At 66.5% G+C, this 24,203-nt stretch carries 26 protein-coding genes; 4 read left to right on the top strand and 22 right to left on the bottom strand.

What is annotated here, in order from left to right:
- Window positions 1-2: 2 nt before the first annotated feature.
- From EV641_RS10405 to EV641_RS10440, 8 genes are all read right to left on the bottom strand, one after another.
- Window positions 3-485 (bottom strand): hypothetical protein, encoded by a 483-nt coding sequence (locus EV641_RS10405; protein WP_054713600.1) that lies wholly within the window; start codon window positions 483-485, stop codon window positions 3-5.
- A 213-nt stretch (window positions 486-698) separates the two neighbouring features.
- Window positions 699-1,229 carry a hypothetical protein gene (locus EV641_RS10410; protein ID WP_241997025.1) on the bottom strand — a complete coding sequence of 177 codons (531 nt, stop codon included), beginning with the start codon at window positions 1,227-1,229 and terminating at the stop codon, window positions 699-701.
- Window positions 1,226-2,203, bottom strand: coding sequence for a porphobilinogen synthase (gene hemB, locus EV641_RS10415; RefSeq protein ID WP_054713601.1), 978 nt, complete (start codon window positions 2,201-2,203; stop codon window positions 1,226-1,228). The genes EV641_RS10410 and hemB overlap by 4 nt, the downstream gene beginning before the upstream one ends.
- Window positions 2,204-2,282: 79 nt before the next feature.
- Window positions 2,283-3,848 carry a bifunctional uroporphyrinogen-III C-methyltransferase/uroporphyrinogen-III synthase gene (locus EV641_RS10420; RefSeq protein ID WP_132471750.1) on the bottom strand — a complete coding sequence of 522 codons (1,566 nt, stop codon included), beginning with the start codon at window positions 3,846-3,848 and terminating at the stop codon, window positions 2,283-2,285.
- A gap of 60 nt (window positions 3,849-3,908) precedes the next feature.
- Window positions 3,909-4,898 carry a hydroxymethylbilane synthase gene (hemC, locus tag EV641_RS10425; protein WP_132471751.1) on the bottom strand — a complete coding sequence of 330 codons (990 nt, stop codon included), beginning with the start codon at window positions 4,896-4,898 and terminating at the stop codon, window positions 3,909-3,911.
- Window positions 4,895-6,319 carry a glutamyl-tRNA reductase gene (locus tag EV641_RS10430; protein WP_132471752.1) on the bottom strand — a complete coding sequence of 475 codons (1,425 nt, stop codon included), beginning with the start codon at window positions 6,317-6,319 and terminating at the stop codon, window positions 4,895-4,897. Before EV641_RS10430 ends, hemC begins: the two co-directional genes overlap by 4 nt.
- Window positions 6,316-7,206 (bottom strand): redox-sensing transcriptional repressor Rex, encoded by an 891-nt coding sequence (locus EV641_RS10435; protein ID WP_054718300.1) that lies wholly within the window; start codon window positions 7,204-7,206, stop codon window positions 6,316-6,318. The genes EV641_RS10430 and EV641_RS10435 overlap by 4 nt, the downstream gene beginning before the upstream one ends.
- A gap of 156 nt (window positions 7,207-7,362) precedes the next feature.
- Window positions 7,363-7,653 carry a glutaredoxin family protein gene (locus EV641_RS10440; protein WP_132471753.1) on the bottom strand — a complete coding sequence of 97 codons (291 nt, stop codon included), beginning with the start codon at window positions 7,651-7,653 and terminating at the stop codon, window positions 7,363-7,365.
- Between the two features lie 197 nt (window positions 7,654-7,850).
- On the opposite strand from EV641_RS10440, the gene EV641_RS10445 reads away from it, so the two are divergent.
- On the top strand, window positions 7,851-8,822 hold the full coding sequence (locus tag EV641_RS10445; protein ID WP_132471861.1) for an HAD-IB family hydrolase: 972 nt from the start codon (window positions 7,851-7,853) through the stop codon (window positions 8,820-8,822).
- 9 nt (window positions 8,823-8,831) lie between these two features.
- On the opposite strand, the gene EV641_RS10450 is transcribed toward EV641_RS10445, so the two are convergent.
- The 7 genes from EV641_RS10450 to EV641_RS10480 form a co-directional block, all read right to left on the bottom strand.
- Complete coding sequence (locus EV641_RS10450; protein WP_132471754.1) at window positions 8,832-9,839, bottom strand: lysophospholipid acyltransferase family protein; 1,008 nt, start codon at window positions 9,837-9,839, stop codon at window positions 8,832-8,834.
- The gene (locus EV641_RS10455; protein ID WP_241997027.1) at window positions 9,836-10,906 is read right to left on the bottom strand and encodes an NAD-dependent epimerase/dehydratase family protein; all 1,071 of its coding nucleotides are present in this window, start codon (window positions 10,904-10,906) and stop codon (window positions 9,836-9,838) included. The genes EV641_RS10450 and EV641_RS10455 overlap by 4 nt, the downstream gene beginning before the upstream one ends.
- A gap of 222 nt (window positions 10,907-11,128) precedes the next feature.
- Window positions 11,129-11,230: an AURKAIP1/COX24 domain-containing protein gene (locus tag EV641_RS10460; RefSeq protein WP_003402602.1), complete on the bottom strand. Its 102-nt coding sequence runs from the start codon at window positions 11,228-11,230 to the stop codon at window positions 11,129-11,131.
- A gap of 202 nt (window positions 11,231-11,432) precedes the next feature.
- A complete protein-coding gene (locus tag EV641_RS10465) occupies window positions 11,433-11,669 on the bottom strand; it encodes a helix-turn-helix domain-containing protein (protein WP_054719598.1) in 237 nt (78 codons plus the stop codon).
- Window positions 11,670-11,841: 172 nt separating this feature from the next.
- A complete protein-coding gene (proC, locus tag EV641_RS10470; protein ID WP_054719600.1) occupies window positions 11,842-12,660 on the bottom strand; it encodes a pyrroline-5-carboxylate reductase in 819 nt (272 codons plus the stop codon).
- A gap of 79 nt (window positions 12,661-12,739) precedes the next feature.
- Entirely contained in the window at window positions 12,740-13,579 is an 840-nt protein-coding gene (locus EV641_RS10475) for a thioesterase family protein (protein ID WP_132471755.1), read from the bottom strand.
- Complete coding sequence (locus EV641_RS10480; protein WP_132471863.1) at window positions 13,576-14,244, bottom strand: MerR family transcriptional regulator; 669 nt, start codon at window positions 14,242-14,244, stop codon at window positions 13,576-13,578. Before EV641_RS10480 ends, EV641_RS10475 begins: the two co-directional genes overlap by 4 nt.
- A gap of 90 nt (window positions 14,245-14,334) precedes the next feature.
- On the opposite strand from EV641_RS10480, the gene EV641_RS10485 reads away from it, so the two are divergent.
- Entirely contained in the window at window positions 14,335-14,751 is a 417-nt protein-coding gene (locus EV641_RS10485) for a hypothetical protein (RefSeq protein WP_054720607.1), read from the top strand.
- Here the strand turns inward: EV641_RS10485 and EV641_RS10490 are convergent.
- The 3 genes from EV641_RS10490 to EV641_RS10500 are packed head-to-tail and all read right to left on the bottom strand — an operon-like array spanning window position 14,710 to window position 17,931.
- Window positions 14,710-15,693 carry a sugar phosphate isomerase/epimerase gene (locus tag EV641_RS10490; RefSeq protein ID WP_241997029.1) on the bottom strand — a complete coding sequence of 328 codons (984 nt, stop codon included), beginning with the start codon at window positions 15,691-15,693 and terminating at the stop codon, window positions 14,710-14,712. The genes EV641_RS10485 and EV641_RS10490 overlap by 42 nt on opposite strands.
- Window positions 15,694-15,703: 10 nt before the next feature.
- Window positions 15,704-16,981, bottom strand: coding sequence for a hypothetical protein (locus tag EV641_RS10495; RefSeq protein WP_132471756.1), 1,278 nt, complete (start codon window positions 16,979-16,981; stop codon window positions 15,704-15,706).
- Complete coding sequence (locus tag EV641_RS10500) at window positions 16,978-17,931, bottom strand: Ppx/GppA phosphatase family protein (RefSeq protein WP_132471757.1); 954 nt, start codon at window positions 17,929-17,931, stop codon at window positions 16,978-16,980. Before EV641_RS10500 ends, EV641_RS10495 begins: the two co-directional genes overlap by 4 nt.
- A gap of 45 nt (window positions 17,932-17,976) precedes the next feature.
- On the opposite strand from EV641_RS10500, the gene EV641_RS10505 reads away from it, so the two are divergent.
- The gene (locus EV641_RS10505; RefSeq protein ID WP_054715113.1) at window positions 17,977-18,777 is read left to right on the top strand and encodes a hypothetical protein; all 801 of its coding nucleotides are present in this window, start codon (window positions 17,977-17,979) and stop codon (window positions 18,775-18,777) included.
- 49 nt (window positions 18,778-18,826) lie between these two features.
- On the opposite strand, the gene EV641_RS10510 is transcribed toward EV641_RS10505, so the two are convergent.
- From EV641_RS10510 to EV641_RS10520, 3 genes are all read right to left on the bottom strand, one after another.
- Entirely contained in the window at window positions 18,827-19,516 is a 690-nt protein-coding gene (locus tag EV641_RS10510) for a response regulator transcription factor (protein WP_054715125.1), read from the bottom strand.
- Between the two features lie 65 nt (window positions 19,517-19,581).
- The gene (locus tag EV641_RS10515) at window positions 19,582-20,754 is read right to left on the bottom strand and encodes an ATP-binding protein (RefSeq protein WP_132471758.1); all 1,173 of its coding nucleotides are present in this window, start codon (window positions 20,752-20,754) and stop codon (window positions 19,582-19,584) included.
- A 163-nt stretch (window positions 20,755-20,917) separates the two neighbouring features.
- Window positions 20,918-21,673, bottom strand: coding sequence for a phosphoglyceromutase (locus tag EV641_RS10520; protein ID WP_199233212.1), 756 nt, complete (start codon window positions 21,671-21,673; stop codon window positions 20,918-20,920).
- A gap of 146 nt (window positions 21,674-21,819) precedes the next feature.
- Between EV641_RS10520 and EV641_RS10525 the strand changes: the two genes are divergently transcribed.
- Window positions 21,820-23,589, top strand: a complete 1,770-nt coding sequence (locus tag EV641_RS10525) for an FAD-dependent oxidoreductase (RefSeq protein WP_054715128.1) — start codon at window positions 21,820-21,822, stop codon at window positions 23,587-23,589.
- A gap of 85 nt (window positions 23,590-23,674) precedes the next feature.
- Here the strand turns inward: EV641_RS10525 and EV641_RS10530 are convergent, their stop codons facing one another.
- Complete coding sequence (locus EV641_RS10530; protein WP_132471759.1) at window positions 23,675-24,004, bottom strand: transglycosylase family protein; 330 nt, start codon at window positions 24,002-24,004, stop codon at window positions 23,675-23,677.
- Window positions 24,005-24,203: the final 199 nt, after the last annotated feature.

The following is a 24,203-nucleotide window of genomic DNA, read 5'->3' on the forward strand; positions in this document are numbered from 1 at the left end:
TCTCAGGCGCCGACCAGCTCTCCGAGGAGTTCACGGAGACGGTCGGCGTCCTTGGCCCACGCCCGCACGAACGTCCCGCCTCGCAGCCGCAACCCGATTGCGGTCCGCCCGCGAGGAGTGTTGGCGAGTTCTCCGAGTACGCGGGCTGTCTCCCAGCGCTGCGGTTCGTCCCACGAATCCATTGCGGGCGGCAGTACCGCCTCGATGTCACTGACGTCGAGTTCCTCGGTGCCCTGACGCAACACCGTGTGAGTGAGGTCGACACTGACGTGGCGACGCGCCGCGGTCACCATGAGATAGGCGAATCCCGCGAGGACGATCGCAAGCGCCGGCAGCGCGACCCAGTGCACGACGGGGCCTGTCATGAGTTCGACGATCAGGGCCACCGCGCAGAACACGGGCCCGAACGCGACCGTGCGCCACCTCGCGCCCGGCTCGTGGAACAGCGGCTCGGACGCGCCTCGTGGTTCGGCCCGGCCGGTCAAGCGGTGAGTGCCCCGGGAATTACGATGAGCAGCGTTGTCACAACACCGAGTACGGCAATCAGACCGATCAGCACAAGTTCGCGACGACGGCCGTAGGGCCGGGGTTCCACCTGCATGACGTCCTTACGCTCGACGGAGTTCGGCCACGCGGGCCGACGATGGTGAGCCCACCGTACTCTGCACTGCGCGGTGCGCAAACCCGGTGCCGAGAGGTCAGTTCTCCGGTAGCCGTAGAAAATACGCGTTGGACTCGCGACGATGCATCAGCACGATCGCACCCACCGTCAGCACGGCCTGGACGATGGAGATGACGCCGAGGGCCAGTCCGGATCCACCGCCGCCGACACCAACACCGAATACCGTCGGTAGCGTCGAGAGGGTCATGAACACGCCGATCATGGTCAACGCCATGCGCGCCCAGTTCTTCCCCTTGCACATCTTCCGGACGGCAAGATAAAGCAGACCGACGATGGCCAGCCCGAAGACGACGGTGAGGATCACGACCATCGGGATCGCGGCGTCGAGGTCCGAACGGGAGAGTTCCTGCGTGTCGGCCGTCATCTCGGTCATCATGTCGACCAGTTCGGACCGCCCGTTCCAGAGGTCGAAGGCTCCGAACAGCAGGGTCACCACAGTGAGAAGCAGAACTCCGCACCACAATTGGTAGGCGGTGACGATGTCCTGCGGGGTCGGCCTATCGACAGGAGCGGACCGGTCGGGGGTCGGTGGCAGTGGGAAGCTCACGACAACGTACCTGCCACTTCGGCAGCCCAGTAGGTCAGCACGATGTCGGCGCCCGCGCGCCTGATTCCGAGCAGCGATTCGGCGATCGCGGCGTCACGATCGATCCAGCCGTTCGCGGCCGCGGCCGTGATCATCGAGTACTCTCCCGAAATCTGGTATGCGGCAACGGGAACCGGCGACCGGTCCGCGACCTCCCGCAGGATGTCCAGATACGACATGGCCGGTTTGACCATCACCATGTCGGCACCCTCGGCCAGATCGAGGTCGAGTTCGTGCAGCGCCTCGCGCCGATTCGCCGGGTCCTGCTGGTAGGTGCGGCGATCACCCTCGAGCGACGAGCCGACCGCTTCACGGAACGGCCCGTAGAACGCGGACGAGTATTTCGCCGTGTACGCGAGCTGCGAGACGTCGACGTGACCGGCCGCGTCGAGCGCCGCCCGGATCGAGGCCACCTGCCCGTCCATCATGCCGCTGGGGCCGAGCACATGAGCGCCCGATTCTGCCTGCGCCACTGCCATTTCCGTGTACCGCTCGAGAGTTGCGTCGTTGTCGACCACACCTGATGCGGTGAGCACCCCGCAGTGTCCGTGGTCGGTGAACTCGTCGAGACACGTATCGGCCATGATCACTGTGGAGTCACCGAGTTCACTGCGCAGGGCAGCGAGGGAACGGTTGAGCACCCCATCGGGATCCGTTGCACCCGAACCGCGCGCATCCTTGTCTTCGGGTCGCGGCACACCGAACAACATGAGGCCGCCTACGCCGGCCTCGACGGCAGCGGTCGCGGCGGTGAGTAGCGACTCGTCGGTGTGCTGGTACACGCCCGGCATCGACGGGATCTCCCACGGCTCGGTGCGGCCGTCGGCGACGAACATCGGCAGCACGAGATGCCGGGGTTCGAGCGAGGTCTCCCCGACCAGGCGACGCATCGCCGCGGTCGTACGCAATCGGCGGGGACGGATATCGGGGAACATGTCGTCAGGACCCTCATCAGTTCGGGGAGTCCGTGCGCGGTTCCGGTAACAGTCACTACCGGAACCGCGCACGAGTGGGTCAGCGGCGGGCGCGGGACTTCTTCCGCGGCGGGGGCAGAGCGCCTTCGGCGCGCAGTCGCGCGGCGTGCTCGGCGAGCGCCTCGACCAGAGGGCCGACCTGCGCGGTCTCGGGTCGCACGTCCACCCGCAGTCCGAACTCGATCGCAGTCTCCGCGGTCTTCGGACCGATGCACGCGACGATGGTGCGCGCGTGCGGCTTTCCGGCGATGCCGACGAGATTGCGGACCGTGGACGACGAGGTGAAACACACCGCATCGAAACCACCGGTCTTGATCATCTCGCGGGTCTCCGCCGGCGGCGGCGCGGCCCGGACAGTGCGGTAGGCAGTGACGTCGTCGATCTCCCAGCCGCGCTCACGCAAGCCCTCGGCGAGCGTCTCGGTCGCAATGTCCGCGCGGGGCAACAGCACCCGGTTGACCGGGTCGAACACATCGTCGTACGGCGCGAACTCGGCGAGCAGGCCCTCCGACGACTGTTCGCCTGTCGGGACGAGCTCGGGGGTGATTCCGAACGAGCGCACCTTCTCGGCGGTTGCCTGGCCGACACACGCGATCTTCACACCGGAGAATGCGCGGGCGTCGAGTCCGAACTCCTCGAACTTCTCCCACACGGCACGCACCGCGTTCGTCGAGGTGAACACGACCCACTGGTAGCGACCGTCGACCAGTCCCTTGACAGCACGCTCCATCTGGGCGGGGCTGCGCGGAGGCTCGACCGAGATGGTCGGCACCTCCATCGGGATGGCACCGTGCGAGACGAGCCGATCGCTCATCTCACCGGCCTGCTCCTTCGTCCGCGGAACCAGCACGGTCCACCCGTACAGGGCACGCGATTCCCACCACGACATCTTGTTGCGCTGCGACACGACCTTGCCGACCGTCACGACCAGCGGTCCGACGAATTCGGAGCCGGCGTCGTTGAGGGTCGCCAGCGTGGCCTCGACGGTGCGCTGCTGACGTGTCGTGCCGCGCACCGTGATGGCGGCGGGGGTCTGCGGAGCTACACCGTGCTCGACGAGGGCGCTCGCGGTCTCGGCGAGATGCCCGGACGTCGCGTGCAGGACCAGCGGGCCGGGAGCGGCGGCCAGCGCCGCCCAGTCGACCTCGCCGCGGACGTCGGCCTCGGTGTGGGACGAACCGAGAGCCATGCCCGCGTAGCTGGGAACTGCGGAACCGGCGGGCAGACCGGGCAGCACCTCGAACACCACCTGGGTGCGCGCCACGGCATTGACCTCGGCGATCACAGAATCGGTGGTCAACGGGTCGCCCGCAACGAGGCGCACCACATCGTGACCGTTCTTCGCTTCGGCGACCAAGGTCTTGGCCACCTCGGCGGGCTCGCCCAGTGCGGGACGCACATCGGCGACCGGCTCGCCCGTCTCCGGGTCGGTGCCGAGGTCGGTACCGACGAGAGCGACGACATCCCTGTCGACATCGGGGTCGGTGAAGGCGATCGTGGCACCCGTCAGGACGTCGCGCGCTCGAACGGTGAGCAACGCCGGGTCTCCCGGACCCGACCCCACGAACAGGATCCGTCCGGGAGTGTTCTTTCGGACTCGGCTCATCGGTTGTTCTCCAGTGCAATCAAATCTGCGGTAAGGGAAATTCGGGGCTGAAGGGAAACGTCAATCATCGGCGGCCCACTGTTCGTCGTCGACGATCAGTTCTTTCGCACCGAGGTCGAGCAGTTCTCGGGCGAGTGCCCTTCCGAGCTCCTCTGCGCGGTCGGGCGAACCGACGATGCTCGCGCGGAGTACATCCGATCCGTCGTGCGCGGCCGCACACCCACGTACGGACAGTTCCTCGAAGACACGGCCGTCGTCGTCGAGCGATTCGACGACCTCTGCGATCGCACCCACCGGCGCGGTGCACCCTGCTTCGAGCTCGGCGAGCAACGCACGCTCCGCGACAACGGCCGCGCGACTCGCCGGATCGTCGAGTTGGGCGAGTATGTCGATCAAGGCGGCGTCCTCGGCGCGGCACTCGACGGCAAGCGCGCCCTGGGACGGCGCCGGCAGCATCTGTACCGGCTCGAGTGCTTCGGTGACCCGATCGAGCCGCCCGATGCGCGACAGGCCCGCCCGAGCGATGACGATCGCGTCGAGCTCACCCGAATCGACCTTGCCGATGCGGGTGTCGATGTTGCCGCGCAGCGGCTCGAGCTGTAGACCGAGGCCCATCGCAGCCAGCTGTGCACGGCGCCGCGGCGCGGAGGTGCCTACCTTCGATCCGGCCGGCAGTTCCCCGAGCACCAGCCCGTCGCGAGCGACGAGCGCATCGCGCGGATCCTCGCGAGGAGGAACTGCTGCGACGACCATGCGCGGATCCTGCTTCGTGGGCAGGTCCTTGTACGAATGCACCGCCACGTCCACTTCACCGGCCAGCAAGGCCTCGCGGAGTTCTGCGGTGAACACACCGACACCGATGCGCTGCACAGGCCCGGGCGTGATGTCGCCCTTGGTCGTGATGACCACGAGTTCTGCCGGATGCCCGGCGGCGATCAGGGCGTCGCGAACAGTGCCTGCCTGGGTGGTGGCGAGCACGCTGCCCCGGGTACCGATGCGCAATGTGCGCTGCTCGCGCGGTGCGTCGATCCGGGTGGCTTCGGCGCTCATACCTTGCCGTCCTTTCGTGGAGCACGAAGCTCCGTCGTGATGACCGGATCAAGTGCGGCGGACAGATCCACCGACGTGGTCGGGTCGGTCAGTGACCCCAGTTCTTTCGTGGGGGTCGCAACAGCTTCGACTGCCCCCGGTCGCAGTTCGAACAACTCCCGCAGTGCCTCGGCGTACTGGTCGCCGCCCGGTGTCGACGCAAGCTGCTTCACCCGCACGGTCGGTGCGTGCAGCAACTTGTCGACGACACGGCGCACCGTGCGCGCGACCTCGTCGCGCTGGCCGTCTCCGAGATCGGGAAGCCGGGAATCGAGGCGCATGAGTTCGCCCTCGACGACCTCCGCTGCACGTTGACGCAGCGCGGTGACTGTGGGCGTCACCTCCGCAAGCCGCTGGGTGGTGAGGTACCCGGCAAGCTCCGACGCCACGATCGCGCGGGCCGCCTCGGCGTCATCGGAAGCAGCACCGGCGGCGGGATCGCGCTGCAAAGCCTCCATGTCGAAGACAGTCACGCCGGGAAGTCCCGACACAGCGGGTTCGACGTCGCGGGGAAGTCCGAGATCACAGATCGCCAGCGGGCGTTCGCCACGACCGGACTGTGCCAGAGCACGGTGGGCGTCGGCGAGCGTGACGACCGTACCGACCGCTCCGGTGCAGGTGACAGCAACATCGGCCTGAGCCAGCGCTGCGGCCAGATCACCGAAATCGACGACCTCGGCTTCGACGCCGTTTCCGCGGGCAGTCGCGGCGAGCCGCTCGGCCCGGTCGCGGGTGCGGTTCGTGAGGATGATCTTGGCGATGCCCGACCGCGTCAGGTGCGCCACAGCCAGACCACCCATCGCACCTGCACCGATCACCGCGGCGGTCCGTCCCCCCAAACCTCCGCCACCGAACAGCGCACCGGCCTTGTCGAGTGCAACCGAGACGACGGAGGCACCGGCCGAATCGATCCCGGTCTCCGAGTGCACACGCTTGCCGACGCGCAATGCCTGCTGGGCGAGTTCGTGCAGTGCACGCCCCGCAGCCTGCTGGGCGTCGGCGGTCGCGTATGCGGTGCGGATCTGTCCGAGGATCTGCTGTTCGCCGACGACCATGGAATCGAGGCCGCTGGCCACCGAGAAGAGATGCTCCGCCGCGGCTTCGCTGTAGCGCACGTAGGCATGCTTGTGCAGATCCGCGAGAGTCAGGCCGGCGTGTTCCGACAGCAATTCACTGACATCGGCGAGCGCCCCGTGGAAGGCGTCGACCACGGCATAGATCTCGACCCGATTGCAGGTCGAGACGATCATCGCCTCGGAGATGTGATCCGACGCCATCATCTTGTCGGTCAGCTTGGGCCGGTCGGTGTCCGCGACGGCCACCTTCTCGAGAACCGACACCGGGGCGCTCCGATGCGAAATGCCAACGAGGAGAACACTCACGGCGCAATCACCGATCCGTTTCTGGTCACGGCCGAACCCAGCGGGCCCGCCTTACCTGTTCTGGATCGCCGAGCCGGACTCGGCGTGGACACCGCAGACCCGAGCGGGCCGCGGGTGGGCGGGATACCCGCCGTGTGTGCTCCCCCGGCTGCCCGGAGAAGTTCGTCGTTTCGAGCACTGTTGAACGAGAGCACCTGCATCTCGACCGCCAGGTCGACGCGGCGCACCTCGACGTGTTCGGGCACGTCGAGCTCGATCGGAGCGAAGCTCAGGACACTGCGGACACCGGAACGCACGAGCACGTCGCAGACGTCCTGCGCGGCATCCTCGGGTGTGGCCACGACCCCGATGGTGGCACCCAACTCACGAGCGTCGGATTCCAGCCGGTCGACTCCCCGGACCACGAGATCGCCCACGGTCGACCCCACCAGGGCCGGATCAGCGTCGAACAGGCCTGCGAGGGTGAAGCCGCGACGATCGAATCCGGGGTAACAGGCGAGAGCGCGACCGAGATTGCCCACTCCGACGAGAACGACACGGTGTCCGCGGTCGAGCCCGAGCGCATTCTCGATGCGCGCCTGGAGGCGCAGGACGTCGTAGCCGACACCGCGCACTCCGTTCGGCCCGAGGAAGGAGAGGTCCTTGCGAAGCTTCGCCGATCCGACCCCGGCCGCACTCGCCAATTCCTCACTCGAGACGATGAGTGTGCCCGCCTCGGAGAGGCTACCGAGGACCCGCAGATAGTTCGCGAGACGCGTCACAGTAGCCTGGGGAATATCCCGATACTGAGAACTCGGAGCGACCTGCCCGGAATTGGGAGTGGCACCCTCGCCGGTCCCGGCGGTGCCGCGGGCGTCTTCGCCCTGCGGTGGGTGCGGTTGCGTCACGTTCGTGGCTCCTCGTCCGGCCGGTGGACACGTCCGGCCTCACGGTGATCCGGGATTTCGTCCTCACCACGGTAACTGCTTGTGAAGCCATGCACAAAGTTGCTCGAGAGCCCCCGAATGTGCTTCCCACCTGCGCCACGGCCGAGTGGCATCACGTCACCGGGCGAGATCTGCGCGCAATCGCGGCTCGTCGACCTCCCAGTAGCTGTGCTCCTTACCGTCGAGGAGCACCACGGGCAGACGGTCCCCGAACTCGGCCCGCAATTCAGGGTCGGTGGCGGCAGCTTCATCCACATCGATGCAGGTGACCTGCAAACCGAAGTCCGCACACAACGCTTCGAGAACCGTGCGCGCAGGTCCGCAACTACCGCACCCGGCACGAACCAGGAGTGTCACCTCGTGAGCGGATGCAGGGGTCCCGGCCGGGCCGGAGGGTTGATCGGTCATGACGTCCACTCTGCGGCATCAGCCCCGGAGACGAAGGTCACACCCACGGATCGGCCGAACGTCGAAGCCTGATAACGCGTCCACCACGGGCTACGCTTGCGGGCGGGTCGTGCATCGGGGTGTGACGCTGGGTCGGCACGACCGTCACGACACGGGAGGTGCGGGTGCCTGAACGTTCGTTGCCATACGGGCGGGGTATGGGTGAGGCGTGGGCGCGCATCATTCGGCCCGGCCGGCGCCTGTTGTCGCGCAAATTCGGGCCGAGCGAGGAAGAGGTCCGCGCCAATCTCGCCGGTGAGGCGAGCGCCGACGCGGCTCTCGCACTGCACGGTGCGCGGAGTGAACCGGAAGCGGGAATCGAGCCCGGTACCGACTCCGGCGCCCGCGGCGCGACCGACCTGACAGCGGCCGCGTTCTTCGACGTCGACAACACGATGGTGCAGGGAGCGTCGATCATCCACTTCGCCCGCGGGCTCGTCGCGCGGAACTACTTCCGCAAGACCGACCTCTTCGAGTTCGCGTGGCAACAAGTGAAGTTCCGGATCACCGGCAAGGAGAACAGCGACGACGTCGCAAGCGGCCGCGACAAGGCCCTCTCCTTCGTGCAGGGCAGATCCACCGCGGAACTTCGTCGACTCGGTGAAGAGGTCTACGACGACATCATCGCCGACAAGATCTGGCCCGGAACCCGCATGCTCGCGCAGATGCACCTCGACGCAGGTCAGCAGGTGTGGCTCGTCACGGCAACCCCGGTCGAACTCGCCGACGTCATCGCCAAACGCCTCGGCCTGACCGGCGCCTTGGGCACCGTCGCGGAGTCGGAGAACGGGGTGTTCACCGGCCGTCTCGTCGGCGACATCCTGCACGGACTCGGCAAGGCCCACGCGGTGCGCGCCCTCGCGATCCGCGAGGGCCTCAACCTCAAGCGGTGCACCGCGTATTCCGACAGCCACAACGACGTGCCGATGTTGTCGCTGGTGGGAACGGCGGTCGCGATCAATCCCGATCCCGATCTGCGGCAGGTCGCACGCACCCGGGGCTGGGAAGTACGGGACTTCCGCACGGCACGTAAGGCGGCGAAGGTCGGTGTGCCGACGGCGCTCGGACTCGGCGCGGCCGGCGGCGCGGTCGCGATCGTGCTCGGACGACGACGCGACAAGACCGCCTGACCCAAGGCGTCAGCCGAGGAAGACGTTCCGGCGGCGAGTGAGCAGTTTGTAGAGGGTCTGTTGGATCACTTCACGGACATGGTCGGTGACCTCGAACAACACCATCGGATCGTCGGCCGATGCCTCGTCGTGGATGTCGGTGGCGATGGGTGTGCCGAATTCGATGTACCACTTGGACGGCAGCGGCACCGCACCGAGAGGTCCGAGCGCAGGAAAGAGCGGCGTGACCGGGAAGTAGGGCAGGCCGAGCAACCGCGCAAGCGAGGTGAGGTCGGCGATGTTCGGATAGATCTCCTCGGACCCCACGATCGAGCACGGGATGATCGGCGCGTGTGTCTTCAGGGCGGCGGAGACGAAACCGCCGCGCCCGAAACGCTGCAGCTTGTACCGCTCCTTGAACGGCTTGCCGAGCCCCTTGTACCCCTCCGGGAACACGGCGACGACCTGGTCTTCCCTGAGAAGTCGTTCGGCGTCGGGGTGGCACGCGAGGGTGTGTCCTGCCTTGCGCGCCACAGTGCCGACGACCGGCATGTCGAAGGCCAAATCGGCCGCGAGCATCCGCAGCGGCCGGTGCGCGCGGTCGTGCACTGCGACGGAGGTCATCAGGGCGTCGACGGGCAAGGTACCCGCGTGATTCGCGACGATGAGTGCACGACCATCGGCCGGAATGTTCTCGATCCCCCGGACTTCGACGCGGAACCACCTGTCGAACAGCGGACGCAGCGCAGGCATGAGGATGTTGTCGTTGAAATGCGGGTCGAAGCCGAAGTCGTCGACCTCGTAGTCTCCGGTCATCCGGCGCCTGATGAACTCGGCGCCACCCGTGACGTGCCCGATCAGGGCGGTGCGCAGCTCGTCGAGGAAACCGTCGACGGCCGTGTGCTGCGATGGCAGCGGTGCGGCACGCTCGGTCGGGCTGCCCTGCGACGGGTGCGCCGCGAAGGACTCCCCGGGCCGACCCGGAGCGGTGCGGCGGCTTCCTCCATGCAGCGGTATGACCTTGGCAACCTGAGTCATCGCACCTCCGTTCGCTCCCCGAGGGCGGAAAGCAGCATCGATTCGGCTCTGTCGACCCATTCGGACTTCACGAGGCGGGACATCCCGATTCCTCGCGCGAAGTCGTCGAGGGCTTCCTTTGTGGTCCAGCGCGGTTCGAATCCGAGTTCTTCACGCATGCGTCTCGTGTCGAGACCGCATCCGAAGTGGAAATAGTCGAGTTCTTCCTTCGTGAACGACTTCATGACCGATCCCACGAGGGCATGGCCCACATTGCGGAACAGGCCGTAGGGCATCGGCACGGTCAGGCCACCGGCCCGGCGCACCGCCTGCGTCATCATCACGATGCCGTCGCCCGCCACGTTGTAGGTACCGGGCGGCCCGCCGAGCGTCGCGCATTCGAGGGCGCCGAGCGCATCCTCCTCGTGCAGCAACTGCAGCCGTGCGTCGCGGCCGAGGACATTGGGTACCAGCGGCGAGGTGAGATAGTTCGAGACCGATCCCGGAAGTCGGTTACCGACCGTGGGTGCGAGCCTCAGAATCGTGGTGTCGATGTCGCTGCGCCGCCGCGCGAGGCCTCGCAGGTAGCCCTCGATCTCGATCATGTCGCGGGCGAACGCACCGGTGGGCCGACGCCGCGCGCTCATCTCCTCCGTGAACTTCGCGGGGTCCTTGGCGCTCGAGCCGTAGACGACCGACGACGACCGCAGCACCACCTTGCGCACCGACGGCGCCTTCTGGCACACCGCGAACAACTGCATCGCGCCGATGACGTTCATGTCCTTCATCGCGGCGCGTGCGCCGGACTTGGGCGCCTTGGTGACCGCCGAGGCGTGCACGACTGTGTCCACGTTCATGTTTCTGATGACTTTGCCGATCAGCGGGTTCCTGATGTCGGCGAGGACGAACTCGGCGCGTCCCATGCGGCGATGCATGTCTTTGGTGGGTGACTGGGTATCGACGGCGATGACGCGTTCGATGTCCGGGTTCTGAGCCAGCCGGGTGACGAGGAAGCCACCGAGAAATCGGCTCGCGCCCGTCACCAGTACGACACCTGGCGGCTCGGTCTGTCGCCCGTGTGAAGTCACAGCACCCCCTGCTCGCAGAACATCTCCGTCGTCGGCCCCACCTCGCCACAGGACGGTATGCGCTACAACAATACGGTGACATCGGCAACATCGCATGACACCTGGGTAAACGTCGAGTTGCTCACCGTGCAGGAACGCCGAATGCCCGCCACCATGGGTGACGGGCATTCGTTCGGCGGTCCGGCTACCGGCGGCAGCTCGGATGCCGATATCGACAGTGACTTACTTGCCGAGTTTCCTACGCTGCACACGAGTGCGGCGGAGCAGCTTGCGGTGCTTCTTCTTCGACATGCGCTTGCGGCGCTTCTTGATCACAGACCCCATGTGGGCATCCCTCACGTTCTAATAGCGTTCCTGCGCACGCCGGTGACGTACGCCTTCTTCTGTCGGACGCTGGGCCTCGTGGTGACGAGGTCAGTGCCTCACGACACCGGCTGACCGGTACGACGAATAGCAATCGTACCGGTGCAGGAACGACCGGATGAAATCGAGGTCCGCTCCGTGCTTCGACAGCCTCCGAGTCGGGTTATCCGACGTCGAAATACGATGTCTCGAGATAGTCGTGAACCGCCTTTGCGTGCACGCGGAACGAACGCCCCACGCGCACAGCCGGCAGCTCACCGCTGTGTACGAGCCTGTACACGGTCATCTTCGACACCCTCATCAACGACGCCACTTCGGCGACCGTCAGGAATTGGGTACCTGCGAGGACCGACTGTCCGTCTTGGGGTTGACCCTTCGACGGTGTATTTCCTGAAACCATTACACACCTCCGGCACGTCCGCGCCGCCGGCTTCCCCTCCGGCGGAACAGACACGCACGTGCTCATTCGAGCTTAGCGTGACGAATGGTTCCTGTGCGACGATGGCGGCCACCAATTTCACTTCTGTCACACAGTTACGGCGTGTTGCGAGGCCCGGCGCCGGGAAGTTCGGCTATTCGGAACGGGCGCCGAGCTGCACCGATCGCTGCCGTGCGGCGTCGAGCGCGTCATAGAACGCGGTGCGGATACCGCCTCGCTCGAATTCTTTGATCGCTGCGGCCGTGGTGCCCCCGGGCGACGTCACGGCAGCACGCAGGTCCGCCGCGTTCTCCCCTGAATGCGCGAGCATCGCAGCCGAGCCGGTCATGGTCTGCACCACGAGATCCGTGGCTACGGTGCGGCTCAGGCCGAGCGCAACACCGGCGTCGATCATCGCCTCGGCGACGAGGAAGAAGTAGGCGGGACCTGAGCCCGAGACCGCGGTGACCGCATCCATCTGCGATTCGGGCACCACCGACACGGTGCCCACCGATCCGAGCATCTCGCGTACGAGGTCGAGGTGCTCGCCCTTCGCATGACGTCCCGAGGCAAGCACGCTCGCGCCCTGCCCGACGAGCATCGGGGTGTTGGGCATCACACGGACGACAGGAGAGCCCGCGGGGAGCTTGTTCTCGTAGTGGGCGGTCGTGACGCCCGCAACGAGCGAGACGACGATCTGCTCGGTGTCGCTGTCGAGGTCGGCCGAGGTCACGTCGGCGATCACCGTATCGACATCGCCCGGTTTCACTGCCACGACGATCACGTCGGCGCCCTCGGCCGCATCGGCCGTGCCGTCGGTGACGCGGATCGCATACGCGCGCGCCAGTTCGTCTGCTCGCTCGGGCAGCTTCTCGACCACCACGAGGTCCTTGGTCGCGTAGCCGTTCTGCAGCAGCCCCGAGATCAGTGCCTCACCGATCCTGCCGCCACCGATCACCGCAATTCTCGTCATGGGTGACAGCGTGCCACGGGTCCCGCTGTGGCACGCATCGCAGTCCCGTGGTCGTCCGGGCCGTCGGCCGATCGGATCGTCAGCGCGGGATCATCGCGAGCTGACGGGACTGCACCACGACGGCCCCCGCCGAATCGACCACGGTGTGATCCGACTCGAACCAGGTCTGCCCGAGCACGATGCTCTCGTTCGTCAGGCGCAACCAGCCCTGCGCAGGGAGCGCGCGCAGGTAGGCGGTCAGCTGCACGGTGGGCGCCCACCCGAACATACCGCGATTCATCGTCACGGGAGCCGAGATGTCGCCCGCCATGAGGGCGAACAGTGCGACCGTGTCGAGGTCCCTCTCGTCGGCGGGACGTAGCTTCGTCCACATCGCGATGCGTGGATCACCTTCCTGGTCGCCACGCAGGAATCCCGCGGTCGACTCGTCGACGCGCATGTCGACAGAGCCGCACAGGTTCACGATCTGTCCCATCGGGTGAGCAGGAGTGACCACCAGCGCGTTCTCGGGCGGCTGGGCGGGCATCTCGGTGGCCGGGTGCGGTACGGCGTACCGCGGCTCGCCACCGTCGGGCACACCGAGCGTGACGCTCGCCCGCACCGCGACACGGCCGTCCTGCCCGAGTTCGGTCTCCACCACGGAGACCTGTTTGCCCAGCTTTCGGACCACGGTGGTGACCTGGACGTCGCCCGGGTCCGGCGCGGACACGAAGGACGCGCTCACCGCGAGAGGCTGGACCGCGGGGTCGGCTCCGGCGCCGATCCCGGCGCGGCGGGCTGCGGCGGCACTCACCGCGAGCATGCATCCGCCGTGCACCTTGGGTCCGATGGTCCAGGTGGGCGCGATGTGCGCCGACCAGGCGCCCTCGCCGGTGGTCGTGAGTGTGGTCAGGTCGCGGAAAGGATGGTCGGTGGTCACTGGTTCTCCTGCGGGTGTCGATCTGCGTCGGTGGGGTCTGGGAGGTCGGAGTCGGCTACTGCCGAGAAGATCCGGGCGGCGCGGTGCTGGTGCGCGAGGCGACGCATCGCGGCAAGTACCGGTTCGTACAGCGCGGTACCGAGCACGGCGGCTTCGACGGTCTCCTGCCGCGAGGTCGCCGGAAGGAGGTTGACGTCGAGGTCCGCGATCTCGCGGATGTGCTCGCCGTAGACGTCGATACGCCGGTCGGACATGGTCAGACCGGCCGATTCGAGCGCCGCGAGCGCGCGTTCGAGTTGGGCGACGGCGGTGAACTTCGGGTCGTACAACTGACCGAGCCGCTCGAGCAGCGCGCGAGTGCGCGGGTAGTCGGCGTCGGGTGGGTTGTCGACATAGGGAGGGAGCGCCATCACCGCCTTACCGAGGGCGACGAACAGATTCTCGTCCGGATTCTCGGCGAGCGCGACGACCGCCTTGATCTTGTCGAGCGGAAGCCCCTGACCTGCAAGCGCGCGGACCAAACCGAGTCGCCTCATGTGCGTGTCGTCGTACTGTGCCTGCGTCGCGCTCGTTGCGCGACCGGGCATCAGCAGTCCTTCACGCAGGTAGTACTTCACAGTGGCCAGCGGCACACCGGTGCGCGCCGCCAATTCCGAGATCCGCATGGTCACCTCCGATTCCCTCTTGACATCAGATACTACAACTATCCAGTATTGGATACCTTCACTATCCAATCTAGGGACAGAGGCATCCCCATGCATCCCATGCTCGTCATCGTTCTCGGAGCGACACTGCTGACCGTCGCAGGCATTGCCTTCGGGGGCACTTTCCTACTCCGCGTCGCGAACGGCGGCGTGCCCACCAACGATCTTCAGAAGTCCTTCTTCCGCGCCGGGCACGCACACGCGGGAGTACTCGTGACACTCGGACTCCTCGTCGCCGTCACCACCCACGTAGCCGGCGCATCACCGGGATGGGCGGCCGCCGGTGCCATCGCCGTCCTGACTTCCGCGATCCTCGTTCCGGCGGGCTTCTTCCTGTCGGTACTGGGTGCGAATCCCGCACGACCAGGACGCATGATTGCATCGGTGTGGCTCGGCGCCGCATCGCTGACCGTCGGCGTCGTGATCTCAGGTGTCGCGGTTCTCGCTGCCGGAATCAGCGCTCTCTGACCAACCCTCACCGTCCGGCACGGGCACATCGGCACCGGGCATTCGGGCGACGTCCGCTGCGCGTGGATGCTCGGGGCGCGTGGTGATCGCGCTCTGCGCAGGGCGATCGAGGTGCTTTCGTGCGAACGAGAGTGCCCGACCGAGCATCACCGACCGCTCGGCCCGGGTCCGCGCGCTCTGCGTACTCACTTCGAGCACCACCTGGCCCGCGAAGTCGCCGGCGGCGAGTCTCCGACACACCTCGGCGCACGGCTGGTCCCCTGCCCCGGGGATCATGTGTTCGTCCACCGACGACCCTCGACCGTCTGCGAGGTGCAGGTGGTTGAGGCTCTGCCCCATCCGTTCGGCGAGTGCGAGCGCATCCATCCCCGCGGTAGCGGTGTGCGACAGGTCGAGCGTGTAGTGATCGAAGCCGGTGTCGGTGGGATCGAGCGACGGGCTGTAGGCCGACACCGCCGGCCCGGGGCCGCCGCGACGCCGCAGGCGGTGTGCGCCACGGTCGCGAAACAGCACGTCCGCACGCATCGGATACATGTTCTCGACCGAGACCGACACGTGACTGCCCTGCCCGAGAGTCTTCACTTGCTCGACGAACCCCTCGGCGTATCGGCGCTGCCAGCGGAAGGGCGGGTGCACCACTACGGTCGACGCACCCAGGATTTCCGCTGCCTCGACCGACCGCCCGAGCTTCGCCACCGGATCTGAGCCCCAGACCCGCTGCGAGATGAGCAGGCACGGCACATGCACCGCGAGCACGGGAATCCCGTATTTGCGCACAAGCCGCTGTACCGCCCCGGGATCCTGACTCACCGGGTCTGCCCACACCATGAGTTCGACCCCGTCGTAGTCGAGGTCGGCGGCGAACCGGAAGGCAGCCTCGGTGTTCTCTGGATACACCGAGGCCGTCGACAGCCCCACCGGGATACGCCGCGCCGTCACCATGACCGCAGCCTCAACCGTTGGGTAGTAGGAACAGCAGCGGACCGAACGCCACGAACGCACCCACCCCGACAGCGATGAGCTGACTGGTGATGTCGTCTGTGCGGCGCAGAACCCGCACCAGCGCCACGAGGCCGACGATCACCAGCAACGCAAGACCGAACGCCACCCACGGCATCATGTCCCACAGCTTCTCGAAACCCTTGAACAACAGACCGCCGACGACGATCGCAGCGACGCTCTCTCCGATGAGCAGCATCCACTGCTTGGCGCTGCCCCCGGACCCGTCGACGCTGTCGTCCGTGGTGGTGTCGGGCTTGCCCTTGCCGGAGCTGCTCTTCGACGACGCACCGGACGACCCGGCCTCGTCCTTCGACGCCGCCTTTCCGCTGGAGCCGGTCTTGCTCTTCGCGGACCCCTTGCTCGGCGCAGCCTTGCCCTTCGACGAGGACTTGCTCTTCGAGGACGCCTTACCGCCGTCCTCGTCCTTCGTGATACCGATGGTGTCGGTGTCGCCGTCATCGTCGTCGGCGCCGGTTCCCTGAAGATCGCTCGCAGGACCCGAGAGCAATCGGGGCTCCGGAACATCCGATGCCCGCGAGGACGGTGATGCCGGCGAAACCGTCGGCACGGGCCCGGCCACGTTGTCCAAGTGTGCCCTCGCTCGACGCGGCAGGGCCTCCGGGCGGATGATCTCGGTCGGCGATTCGACCTTCGCGCCGTCCGAGACCGTGGTCGGACGGTCCGCCACGGTGCCCTTTCCGAAAGCAGCCTTGCCGGTGGACGACTTTCCGACCGCGGGCTTACGGCCGGCCGACTTGGCGGTGGTGGACTCGACGACAGCAGGAGTCACCGTCGTCGCGTCCGTGTCGGCCACCTTCGGGCCGGCCGCCTTCGGCGAGATCGTCGTCAGTTCGTTGGCGGACGGCGGTGCCGGAGTCGACAGGGTCGGTGTCGCGACCTTCGGGGTCTCGGGTACGACCGGCTCGACCTGTGGGGTCTCAGGAACGGCAGGCTCCACTTTCGGAGTCCTCGGGGTCGCCACCGCGGGCGTCTGCGGACTGCGATCGTCGACAACCGACCCGCTGCGGGGCTCCGGCTTCGCGGCCGGCTCCGGCTCCGCGGGCACTCGTGTGATCGGAATCTCACCGGTCAGTTCCGCCACCGAGATCCCGCCGGTGGTGCCACGACGGCGGCGGCCACCGCTGCGCGAACCCACCTTCTTGCCGTTCCGCGCGAGCAGTTCCGCTACCGAAATCTGTCCGGTATCCGTGCTCTTGCCGTCGGTCACTTGGATGCCACCACCAGTTCGCCGCCCATCTCAGTGTCGAGCTTCCGAAGAATCAAACCCTCACGCAGCGCCCACGGGCAGATCTCCAGGGTTTCCACCCCGAGCGCCCGCATGCTCGCTTCGGCCACCAGCGCACCCGCGACGAGCTGCTGGGACCGGTCCGAGCTCACACCCTCGAGCTCAGCACGGTCGGACGTCGTCATCCGCGAAATGAACGCGATCAGCTGCCGTAGGCCGCTCGCGGTCAACGTCCGCCGTACACGGATACCCGCCGACGACGGTGCTGCACCTGTCAATCGTGCCAGTGTGCGGAAAGTCTTGGAAGTCGCAACGGAAAGGTCCGGGTCGCCGGCATGACGCAGATGCTTCGTCGGCTCCGCAAGCTCGGCATCGAGCCAGTCGCGCAATGCCGCGATACGGCGCTTTCCGGGAGGGTCCTCCCGGAACCAGTCACGGGTCAGACGCCCGGCACCGAGCTGCAGTGAGTACGCCAGGTCCGGGTCCTCGTCACCGCCGAAGGTCAGCTCGAGCGAGCCACCACCGATGTCGACATTGAGGATGCGGCCGGCACTCCACCCGTACCAGCGGCGCACCGCCAGGAACGTCAGTCGAGCCTCGTCGACTCCCGACAGGACGTCGAGGTTGACCCCGGCCTCGTTCCGGACCCGGGCGAGGACTTCCTCCGAGTTCCCTGCATCGCGGACAGCCGAGGTGGCGAAGGCCATGAGCTCACCGCACCCGGAGGTCGCGGCGATGCTGGCGAACTCCCCTGCCGTCTCCACGAGTCGATCGGCACCGGAGACGGTGAGGTTCCCGTCGTCGTCGATGTTCTCGGACAACCGCAGTGTTGCCTTGGTCGAGCTCATAGGTGTGGGGTGGCCGCCACGATGGGCGTCCACCACCAGCAGATGAACGGTGTTGCTTCCGACGTCGAGTACCCCTAGGCGCACATGAATACGGTACTGGGTCTACCGTCGGGGGTTGTGACAGCAGGTATGTCCGGAGCTCAGCCCAAGATCGTTCCGGCCCCAGAAGTTCCTCTCGACTTTCCACGCGAGTGGGTCGAGTTCACCGACCCCGACAACGACGAACACATCATCGCTGCAGACATGACTTGGCTGCTCTCCCGGTGGACTTGCGTGTTCGGGACACCCTCGTGCCAAGGCATCATTTCCGAGCGACCCGACGACGGGTGCTGCTCGCACGGAGCCTTCCTGACCGACAGCGACGACCGGAAGAAACTGGCCAGGGCGGTGAAGCATCTCACTCCCGACGACTGGCAATTCATGGAGAAGGGACTCGGCAAGAAGGGGTTCCTCGAGGAGGACGAGCTCGAGGACGAACCCGCGCTGCGCACGCGCCGCTACAAGGGCGCGTGCATTTTCCTGAATCGTCCGGGCTTCGAGGGCGGTGTGGGCTGCGCGCTCCACAAGATGGCGCTGCGTCGCGGGATCGAGCCGCTCGAGATGAAGCCGGACGTGTGCTGGCAGCTCCCGATCCGCCGGACCCAGGATTGGGTGGAACGACCGGACGGCACCGAGGTCCTGCGCACCGCGATCACAGAATTCGATCGGCGAGGCTGGGGTGAGGGCGGCCACGATCTGGACTGGTACTGCTCCGGCTCACCCGATGCGCATGTCGGCACGAAGCCGGTATGGCAGTCGTACGCCCCCGAGCTCCGGGAGCTCATCGGTAAGCCGGCCTACGACGAACTCGCCCGCCTGTGCAAGCGTCGCGAAGGCCTCGGACTGATCGCGATCCATCCCGCTACCGCGGTCGCCGAGCACCACCACTGACCCACGCGTGGTTTCGGTAGCTGCGGCTACCGAAACCACGCACCGGGCGTCAGCCCTCCAGCTTGTAACCCAGGCCGCGCACCGTCACGAGATGCTGCGGCTTCGCGGGGTCGGTCTCGATCTTCGAACGCAGCCGCTTGACGTGGACGTCGAGGGTTTTCGTGTCGCCCACGTAGTCCGCTCCCCACACTCGGTCGATGAGCTGCCCACGCGTCAGAACGCGTCCCGAATTACGCAGCAGGTATTCGAGCAGATCGAACTCCTTCAGCGGTAGGGCGACGTCCTCACCGTTGACCTGCACGACGTGGCGGTCGACGTCCATGCGCACCGGACCGGCCGCAAGCACGGCGTCGTCCTGCCCGATCTCGATGTCGGGGTCGGCGCCCCGCCGCAGCACCGCACGGATCCGGGCGATGAGTTCCCGGGCCGAGTACGGCTTGGTCACATAGTCGTCGGCACCGAGTTCCAGTCCCACGACCTTGTCGATTTCGCTGTCGCGGGCGGTCACCATGATGACCGGCACACCCGAACGGCTCCTCAACTGCTTGCACACGTCGGTGCCGCTCATGCCCGGCAACATCAGGTCGAGGAGGACGATGTCTGCCCCGCCCCGGTCGAACTCTGCCAACGCCGTGGGTCCGTCGCCCGCGATCGTGGTCTCGAACCCTTCCTTGCGCAGCAGGAATGCGAGCGGATCCGCCAGCGACTCCTCGTCCTCCACGATCAGCACACGCGTCACCGTTGCGTCCTCCGTTGCTTTCTCGGTTCTGTTCCACCCGATTCCGGGTGCGGTTCCGGTCGGACTCATTGTCCGACCGCCGTATCGTGCCGCGTTGCGGCGGGCTCGTTGTCGGGCTTTTCGAAATGAGCGGGGATGAGCAGGGTGAACGTCGAGCCGGTTCCGGGCTTGCTCCACAGCACGATGTCGCCGTGGTGATTCGCGGCGACGTGCTTGACGATCGCAAGCCCCAGACCGGTGCCTCCCGTTGCCCGCGACCGCGCTTTGTCGACGCGGAAGAAGCGCTCGAACACGCGCTCCTGGTACTGGCGCTCGATCCCGATTCCTCGATCGGTGACCGCGACCGCGACACATCCGTCGCGCAGAGACCTGCTCACCGTCACCGGACTGCCCGGTGGGGAGTAGGCGATCGCGTTCTCTATGAGGTTGGTCAACGCGGTCACCAACAGGGGATGGTCGCCGAGCATCTGGTATCCGGTCGGGCGGTCGGTGTTGATCTCGATGGTCGCGTTCTCGGCGGTGAGCCGTGTGCGGTCGAGAGCGTCCTCGATCACTGTGTCGACATCGACTTCCTCGAGGTCCGGGAGCTTCTCGGCGCCCTGCAACCGCGACAAAGCGATCAACTCCGTGACCATGTTGCCGAGCCGGGTCGCTTCGCTCTGGACCCGCTGCCCGAAGTGCCGCACGCTCTCGGGATCGTCGATGGATTCGAGCAGGGCCTCTGCCAGCAACGCCATCGCGCCGACCGGTGTCTTGAGTTCGTGGCTGACGTTGGCGACGAAGTCTCGGCGGGTGGCTTCCATCCGGACCTGTTCGGAGTCGTCGTAGGCGTACAGCACCACGAAGCGGGGATCGTCGTCGAGCAATTTCTTGGCGATGCACCGCACCGCGACACGGTCGCGGCCGTGCGGGTTCTTCCGGCTGAGGTCGAGCTCGACGGTGGTCCCGCCCTCGAGGATCCGGCCGGCCGCGATCCACGCGCGTTCGTCGAGAAGCCGCCGGCTGACGAGACCCAACTCCTCCGCGCGCGGGTTGTAGAGAATGACGTCGTGGAACTTGTCGACTACGGCAATGCCGGTGGATGCGCCGTACACGACGCGGTCCAACACGGTTGCCATTGTGAGTTCGTCGTCGTCGTTGCGGTCGCGACGACGACGCGACCACATCAGTGAGGCGGCGAGCAGTGCGCCCAGCATTGCGGCGACCACGGCCACCAGGACGATCTGCAGAACATTCACGATTCGAATCGTAATGACACACGACCGCGGAGCGACAGCGGGTAGCCAACACTCTCTGCACGTCACGGGTCATTTTTCGGTGGTTGGCCCGGTGTTCACCTGAAATTTGCCGAACCCCGCGCGACGACGAGTCGCACGGGGTTCGGTTTTGTCCGGTTGCGCCCTACTTGGCGCCCTGGTTCGCGACGGCAGCAGCGCCTGCCGCAGCAGCCTCGGGGTCGAGGTAGGTTCCGCCGGGGTTCAGCGGACGCAGATTCTCGTCGAGGTCGTAACGCAGCGGGATGCCGGTCGGAATGTTCAGGCCTGCGATGTCCTCGTCGGAGATGCCGTCGAGGTGCTTGACCAGTGCCCGCAACGAGTTTCCGTGAGCGGTGACCAGCACGGTCCTACCCGCCAGCAGGTCCTTCGAGATGGTCTCTTCCCAGTACGGGATCAAGCGGGTCACGACGTCCTGGAGGCACTCGGTCAGCGGTACCTCGTCGACGTCCGCGTAGCGCGGATCCTGGTCCTGGCTGTACTTCGAACCGGGCTCGATCGGGGGCGGAGGGGTGTCGTAGCTACGACGCCAGAGCATGAACTGCTCGTCGCCGAACTCGTCCTTGATCTCGGCCTTGTTCTTCCCTTGCAAGGCACCGTAGTGACGCTCGTTGAGTCGCCAGTCGCGCACGACCGGGATCCAGTGACGGTCTGCAGCGTCGAGAGCGAAGTTCGCGGTGCTGATCGCACGACGCAGCAGCGAGGTGTAGAGGACATCGGGAAGAACATTCTGCTCTGCGAGCAGGGCGCCTGCGCGCTTACCCTCTGCGACACCCTTGTCGGTGAGGTGCACGTCGACCCAGCCGGTGAACAGGTTCATCGCGTTCCATTCGCTCTCGCCGTGGCGGAGCAGAACAAGTGTTCCGATACTCATGGCTCCAATCCTGACACGATCGTGTGGCCGATTCCCCCACGGGCGCGTCAAATGTCCGCTATATCTGACAACACGCGTTGCCATACTTGCCGGGCGCCGCCCGGCATCACGAAGCGACCATCGCGAACCGGGGGGATCAGTTGACCGAATTCCGAATGACCCGACGTACCGTCCTGACCGCATTCGGCGCCCTCGGCGCAGGCGCCGTCTTCCCCGGCGTCGCCCACACCGGGCCACGCTCGCATTCGGCGCCCCGATCCCCCGCACTACGTTCGAACGGCCGCAGCGTGGCGGTACTCGGCGGCGGGATGGCAGGTCTCACCGCGGCCCACGAGCTCATCGAGCGCGGATTCGACGTGACGGTGTACGAGCCGACAGCACTCGGCGGCAAGGCCCGCAGTATGCCGTCACCGGGCACCGCCGCGGGCGGCCGGCTCGACCTTCCGGGCGAGCACGGATTCCGATTCTTCCCCGGCTTCTATCAACACATTCCCGATACGATGCGTCGAATCCCATTCCCGCACAATCCGAATGGAGTGTTCGACAACCTCGTCCCCGGACCGGCATTCCGCATGTCGATCCCCGGCGGATCGGACCTGACGGCACCGAGCTCGATCGACCGGCTCGACGTGTACGACGCCGAGTCGCTGCAGCGTTCGCTCGCCGCCGCATTCTCACTCGGCGGCGCAATCCCGCCGCACGAACTGTCCGTCTTCCTCCGGAAGCTCACTATGTTCCTGACCAGCAGCATCGAACGCCGGGACGGCGAGTGGGAACATCAGACATGGTCGCAGACGCTGGAATCCGACGGAAAGTCGAAGGGGTATCACGATATCCTGGTATCGGCGTTGACCCGGCAGCTCGTGGCCGCGCGTCCCGACAGGGTCTCCACCCGCACGATCGGCATCATGGGCCAGGCCTTCGTCTGGAATGCGATGGGCGTCGTGCCCGCCTACGGGCACCTCGATCGCCTGTTGTCGGCACCGACCAACGAAGCCTGGATCGATCCGTGGGCACAGCTGCTTCAGGGCAACGGAGTCCGATTCGAGATGGGCTGGGCTGCTGAATCCTTCGACATGTCGGGCGGGAAGATCAGCGGCGTCCGCGTCGTCGATTCGTCCGGTAACCGCGCGCAGGTCGAGGCCGACTGGTTCGTCGCCGCGATGCCCGTCGAACGCGCTGTCCCGCTGTGGTCGCGCGAGATACTCGACGCCGAACCACGTTTGGGTCTCATGCGCAACCTCGTCACGGATTGGATGGTCGGCATCCAATACTTCATGCGCAAACCCACCCCGATCGCCGCCGGTCACGTCGCATATCTCGGAACGCCGTGGGCGCTCACGTCGATCAGCCAGGCGCAGTTCTGGCGCGGATCGTTCGCCGACCGGTACGGCGACGGCAGCGCGGCCGACTGTCTCTCGGTCGACATCTCCGATTGGGACACTCCCGGAATCCTCTACGGCAGGACCGCGAAAGAATGTACGGCCGAGGAAATCTCGCGAGAGACGTGGGCCCAGATGAAGGCGTGTCTCGACGACACCGGCGAGCAGAATCTCCGCGAGGAGGATCTCGTGTCGTGGTTCATCGATCCCGGAGTGCGCTGGAATGCCGCGACGAGCCGCAACACCAATGACACTCCGCTCCTGATCAACACGGTGGGATCACATGCCGATCGGCCCGATGCCCGCACCTCGATCCCGAATCTGTTCCTGGCGGGCGACTACGTGCGGACCGACATCGACCTGGCGACCATGGAGTCGGCGAACGAGTCCGCCCGAGCCGCTGTGGGCGCACTACTCGAGGCTGCCGACTCCCCCGCGCCGCCTCCGGAGATGTTCACGCTGCACGAGCCGCCCGAGTTGCAGCCACTGAGGCAGATCGACGCCGATCGCTATCGGTCCGGCCTGCCGCATCTGCTGGCGTGAGGGTCGAGGTGTCGTGACGAACGCGCATGTCCCGCGTGCACGGTGTGCACGCGGGACATGTCACGAATCCGCAGAAGCGGTCGGATCAGAGGTACTGACCGCAAACCGGCCACGCACCGGCACCCTGGCCGGCGAGAACGTTCTCGGCGACGCGGATCTGCTCGGCCTTGGACGCGTTGCTGGCGACGCCGGTTCCGCCGTACGCCTCCCAGGTGCTCTGGCTGAACTGGAGACCACCGTAGTAGCCGTTACCGGTGTTGATGGCCCAGTTTCCGCCGCTCTCGCACTGCGCGACGGCATCCCAGTTGCCGGACGCTGCGCTCGCGGTACCGGCCCCCAGGGCGAAGGGGGTGACGATGAGGGCGGCCGCGGTTGCGACGGTGCCCAAGGTGCGCTTGATGTTGAACTGTGCCATGTCTGATGAATCCTCTCGGCTGCTCTGCGGACCCGGGCCGGAATGTCGGTCGGATTTCGATCGCCGATTGTCGACGACTCGATTTGTCTCGCACTGCCCCTCGGGTGTGGTTTCATCCGGATTTTCCGCGGGGCAGATTCAGCGGCTGCGGGTCCGGTGTAACGACCTGTTCGTTGTCGGTCGGTAACAACGCTAAATG

The organism is Rhodococcus sp. SMB37 (assembly GCF_004345605.1).
Taxonomy (GTDB): Bacteria; Actinomycetota; Actinomycetes; order Mycobacteriales; family Mycobacteriaceae; genus Rhodococcus.

Coding starts and splice junctions, on each gene's coding strand:
- EV641_RS10465 (WP_054719598.1), bottom strand. CDS start 11,669: ATGGTTTCAGGAAATACACCGTCGAAGGGTCAACCCCAAGACGGACAG.
- EV641_RS10480 (WP_132471863.1), bottom strand. CDS start 14,244: ATGCGGATCTCGGAATTGGCGGCGCGCACCGGTGTGCCGCTGGCCACT.
- proC (WP_054719600.1), bottom strand. CDS start 12,660: ATGACGAGAATTGCGGTGATCGGTGGCGGCAGGATCGGTGAGGCACTG.
- EV641_RS10525 (WP_054715128.1), top strand. CDS start 21,820: ATGACCCGACGTACCGTCCTGACCGCATTCGGCGCCCTCGGCGCAGGC.
- EV641_RS10530 (WP_132471759.1), bottom strand. CDS start 24,004: ATGGCACAGTTCAACATCAAGCGCACCTTGGGCACCGTCGCAACCGCG.
- hemC (WP_132471751.1), bottom strand. CDS start 4,898: ATGAGCGCCGAAGCCACCCGGATCGACGCACCGCGCGAGCAGCGCACA.
- EV641_RS10460 (WP_003402602.1), bottom strand. CDS start 11,230: ATGGGGTCTGTGATCAAGAAGCGCCGCAAGCGCATGTCGAAGAAGAAG.
- EV641_RS10490 (WP_241997029.1), bottom strand. CDS start 15,693: ATGGTGACGGCGCGGCGTATCCCGGTGGGGCTGTCGACGGCCTCGGTG.
- EV641_RS10450 (WP_132471754.1), bottom strand. CDS start 9,839: ATGACTCAGGTTGCCAAGGTCATACCGCTGCATGGAGGAAGCCGCCGC.
- EV641_RS10485 (WP_054720607.1), top strand. CDS start 14,335: ATGCATCCCATGCTCGTCATCGTTCTCGGAGCGACACTGCTGACCGTC.
- EV641_RS10445 (WP_132471861.1), top strand. CDS start 7,851: ATGGGTGAGGCGTGGGCGCGCATCATTCGGCCCGGCCGGCGCCTGTTG.
- EV641_RS10505 (WP_054715113.1), top strand. CDS start 17,977: ATGTCCGGAGCTCAGCCCAAGATCGTTCCGGCCCCAGAAGTTCCTCTC.
- EV641_RS10420 (WP_132471750.1), bottom strand. CDS start 3,848: ATGAGCCGAGTCCGAAAGAACACTCCCGGACGGATCCTGTTCGTGGGG.
- EV641_RS10440 (WP_132471753.1), bottom strand. CDS start 7,653: ATGACCGATCAACCCTCCGGCCCGGCCGGGACCCCTGCATCCGCTCAC.
- hemB (WP_054713601.1), bottom strand. CDS start 2,203: ATGTTCCCCGATATCCGTCCCCGCCGATTGCGTACGACCGCGGCGATG.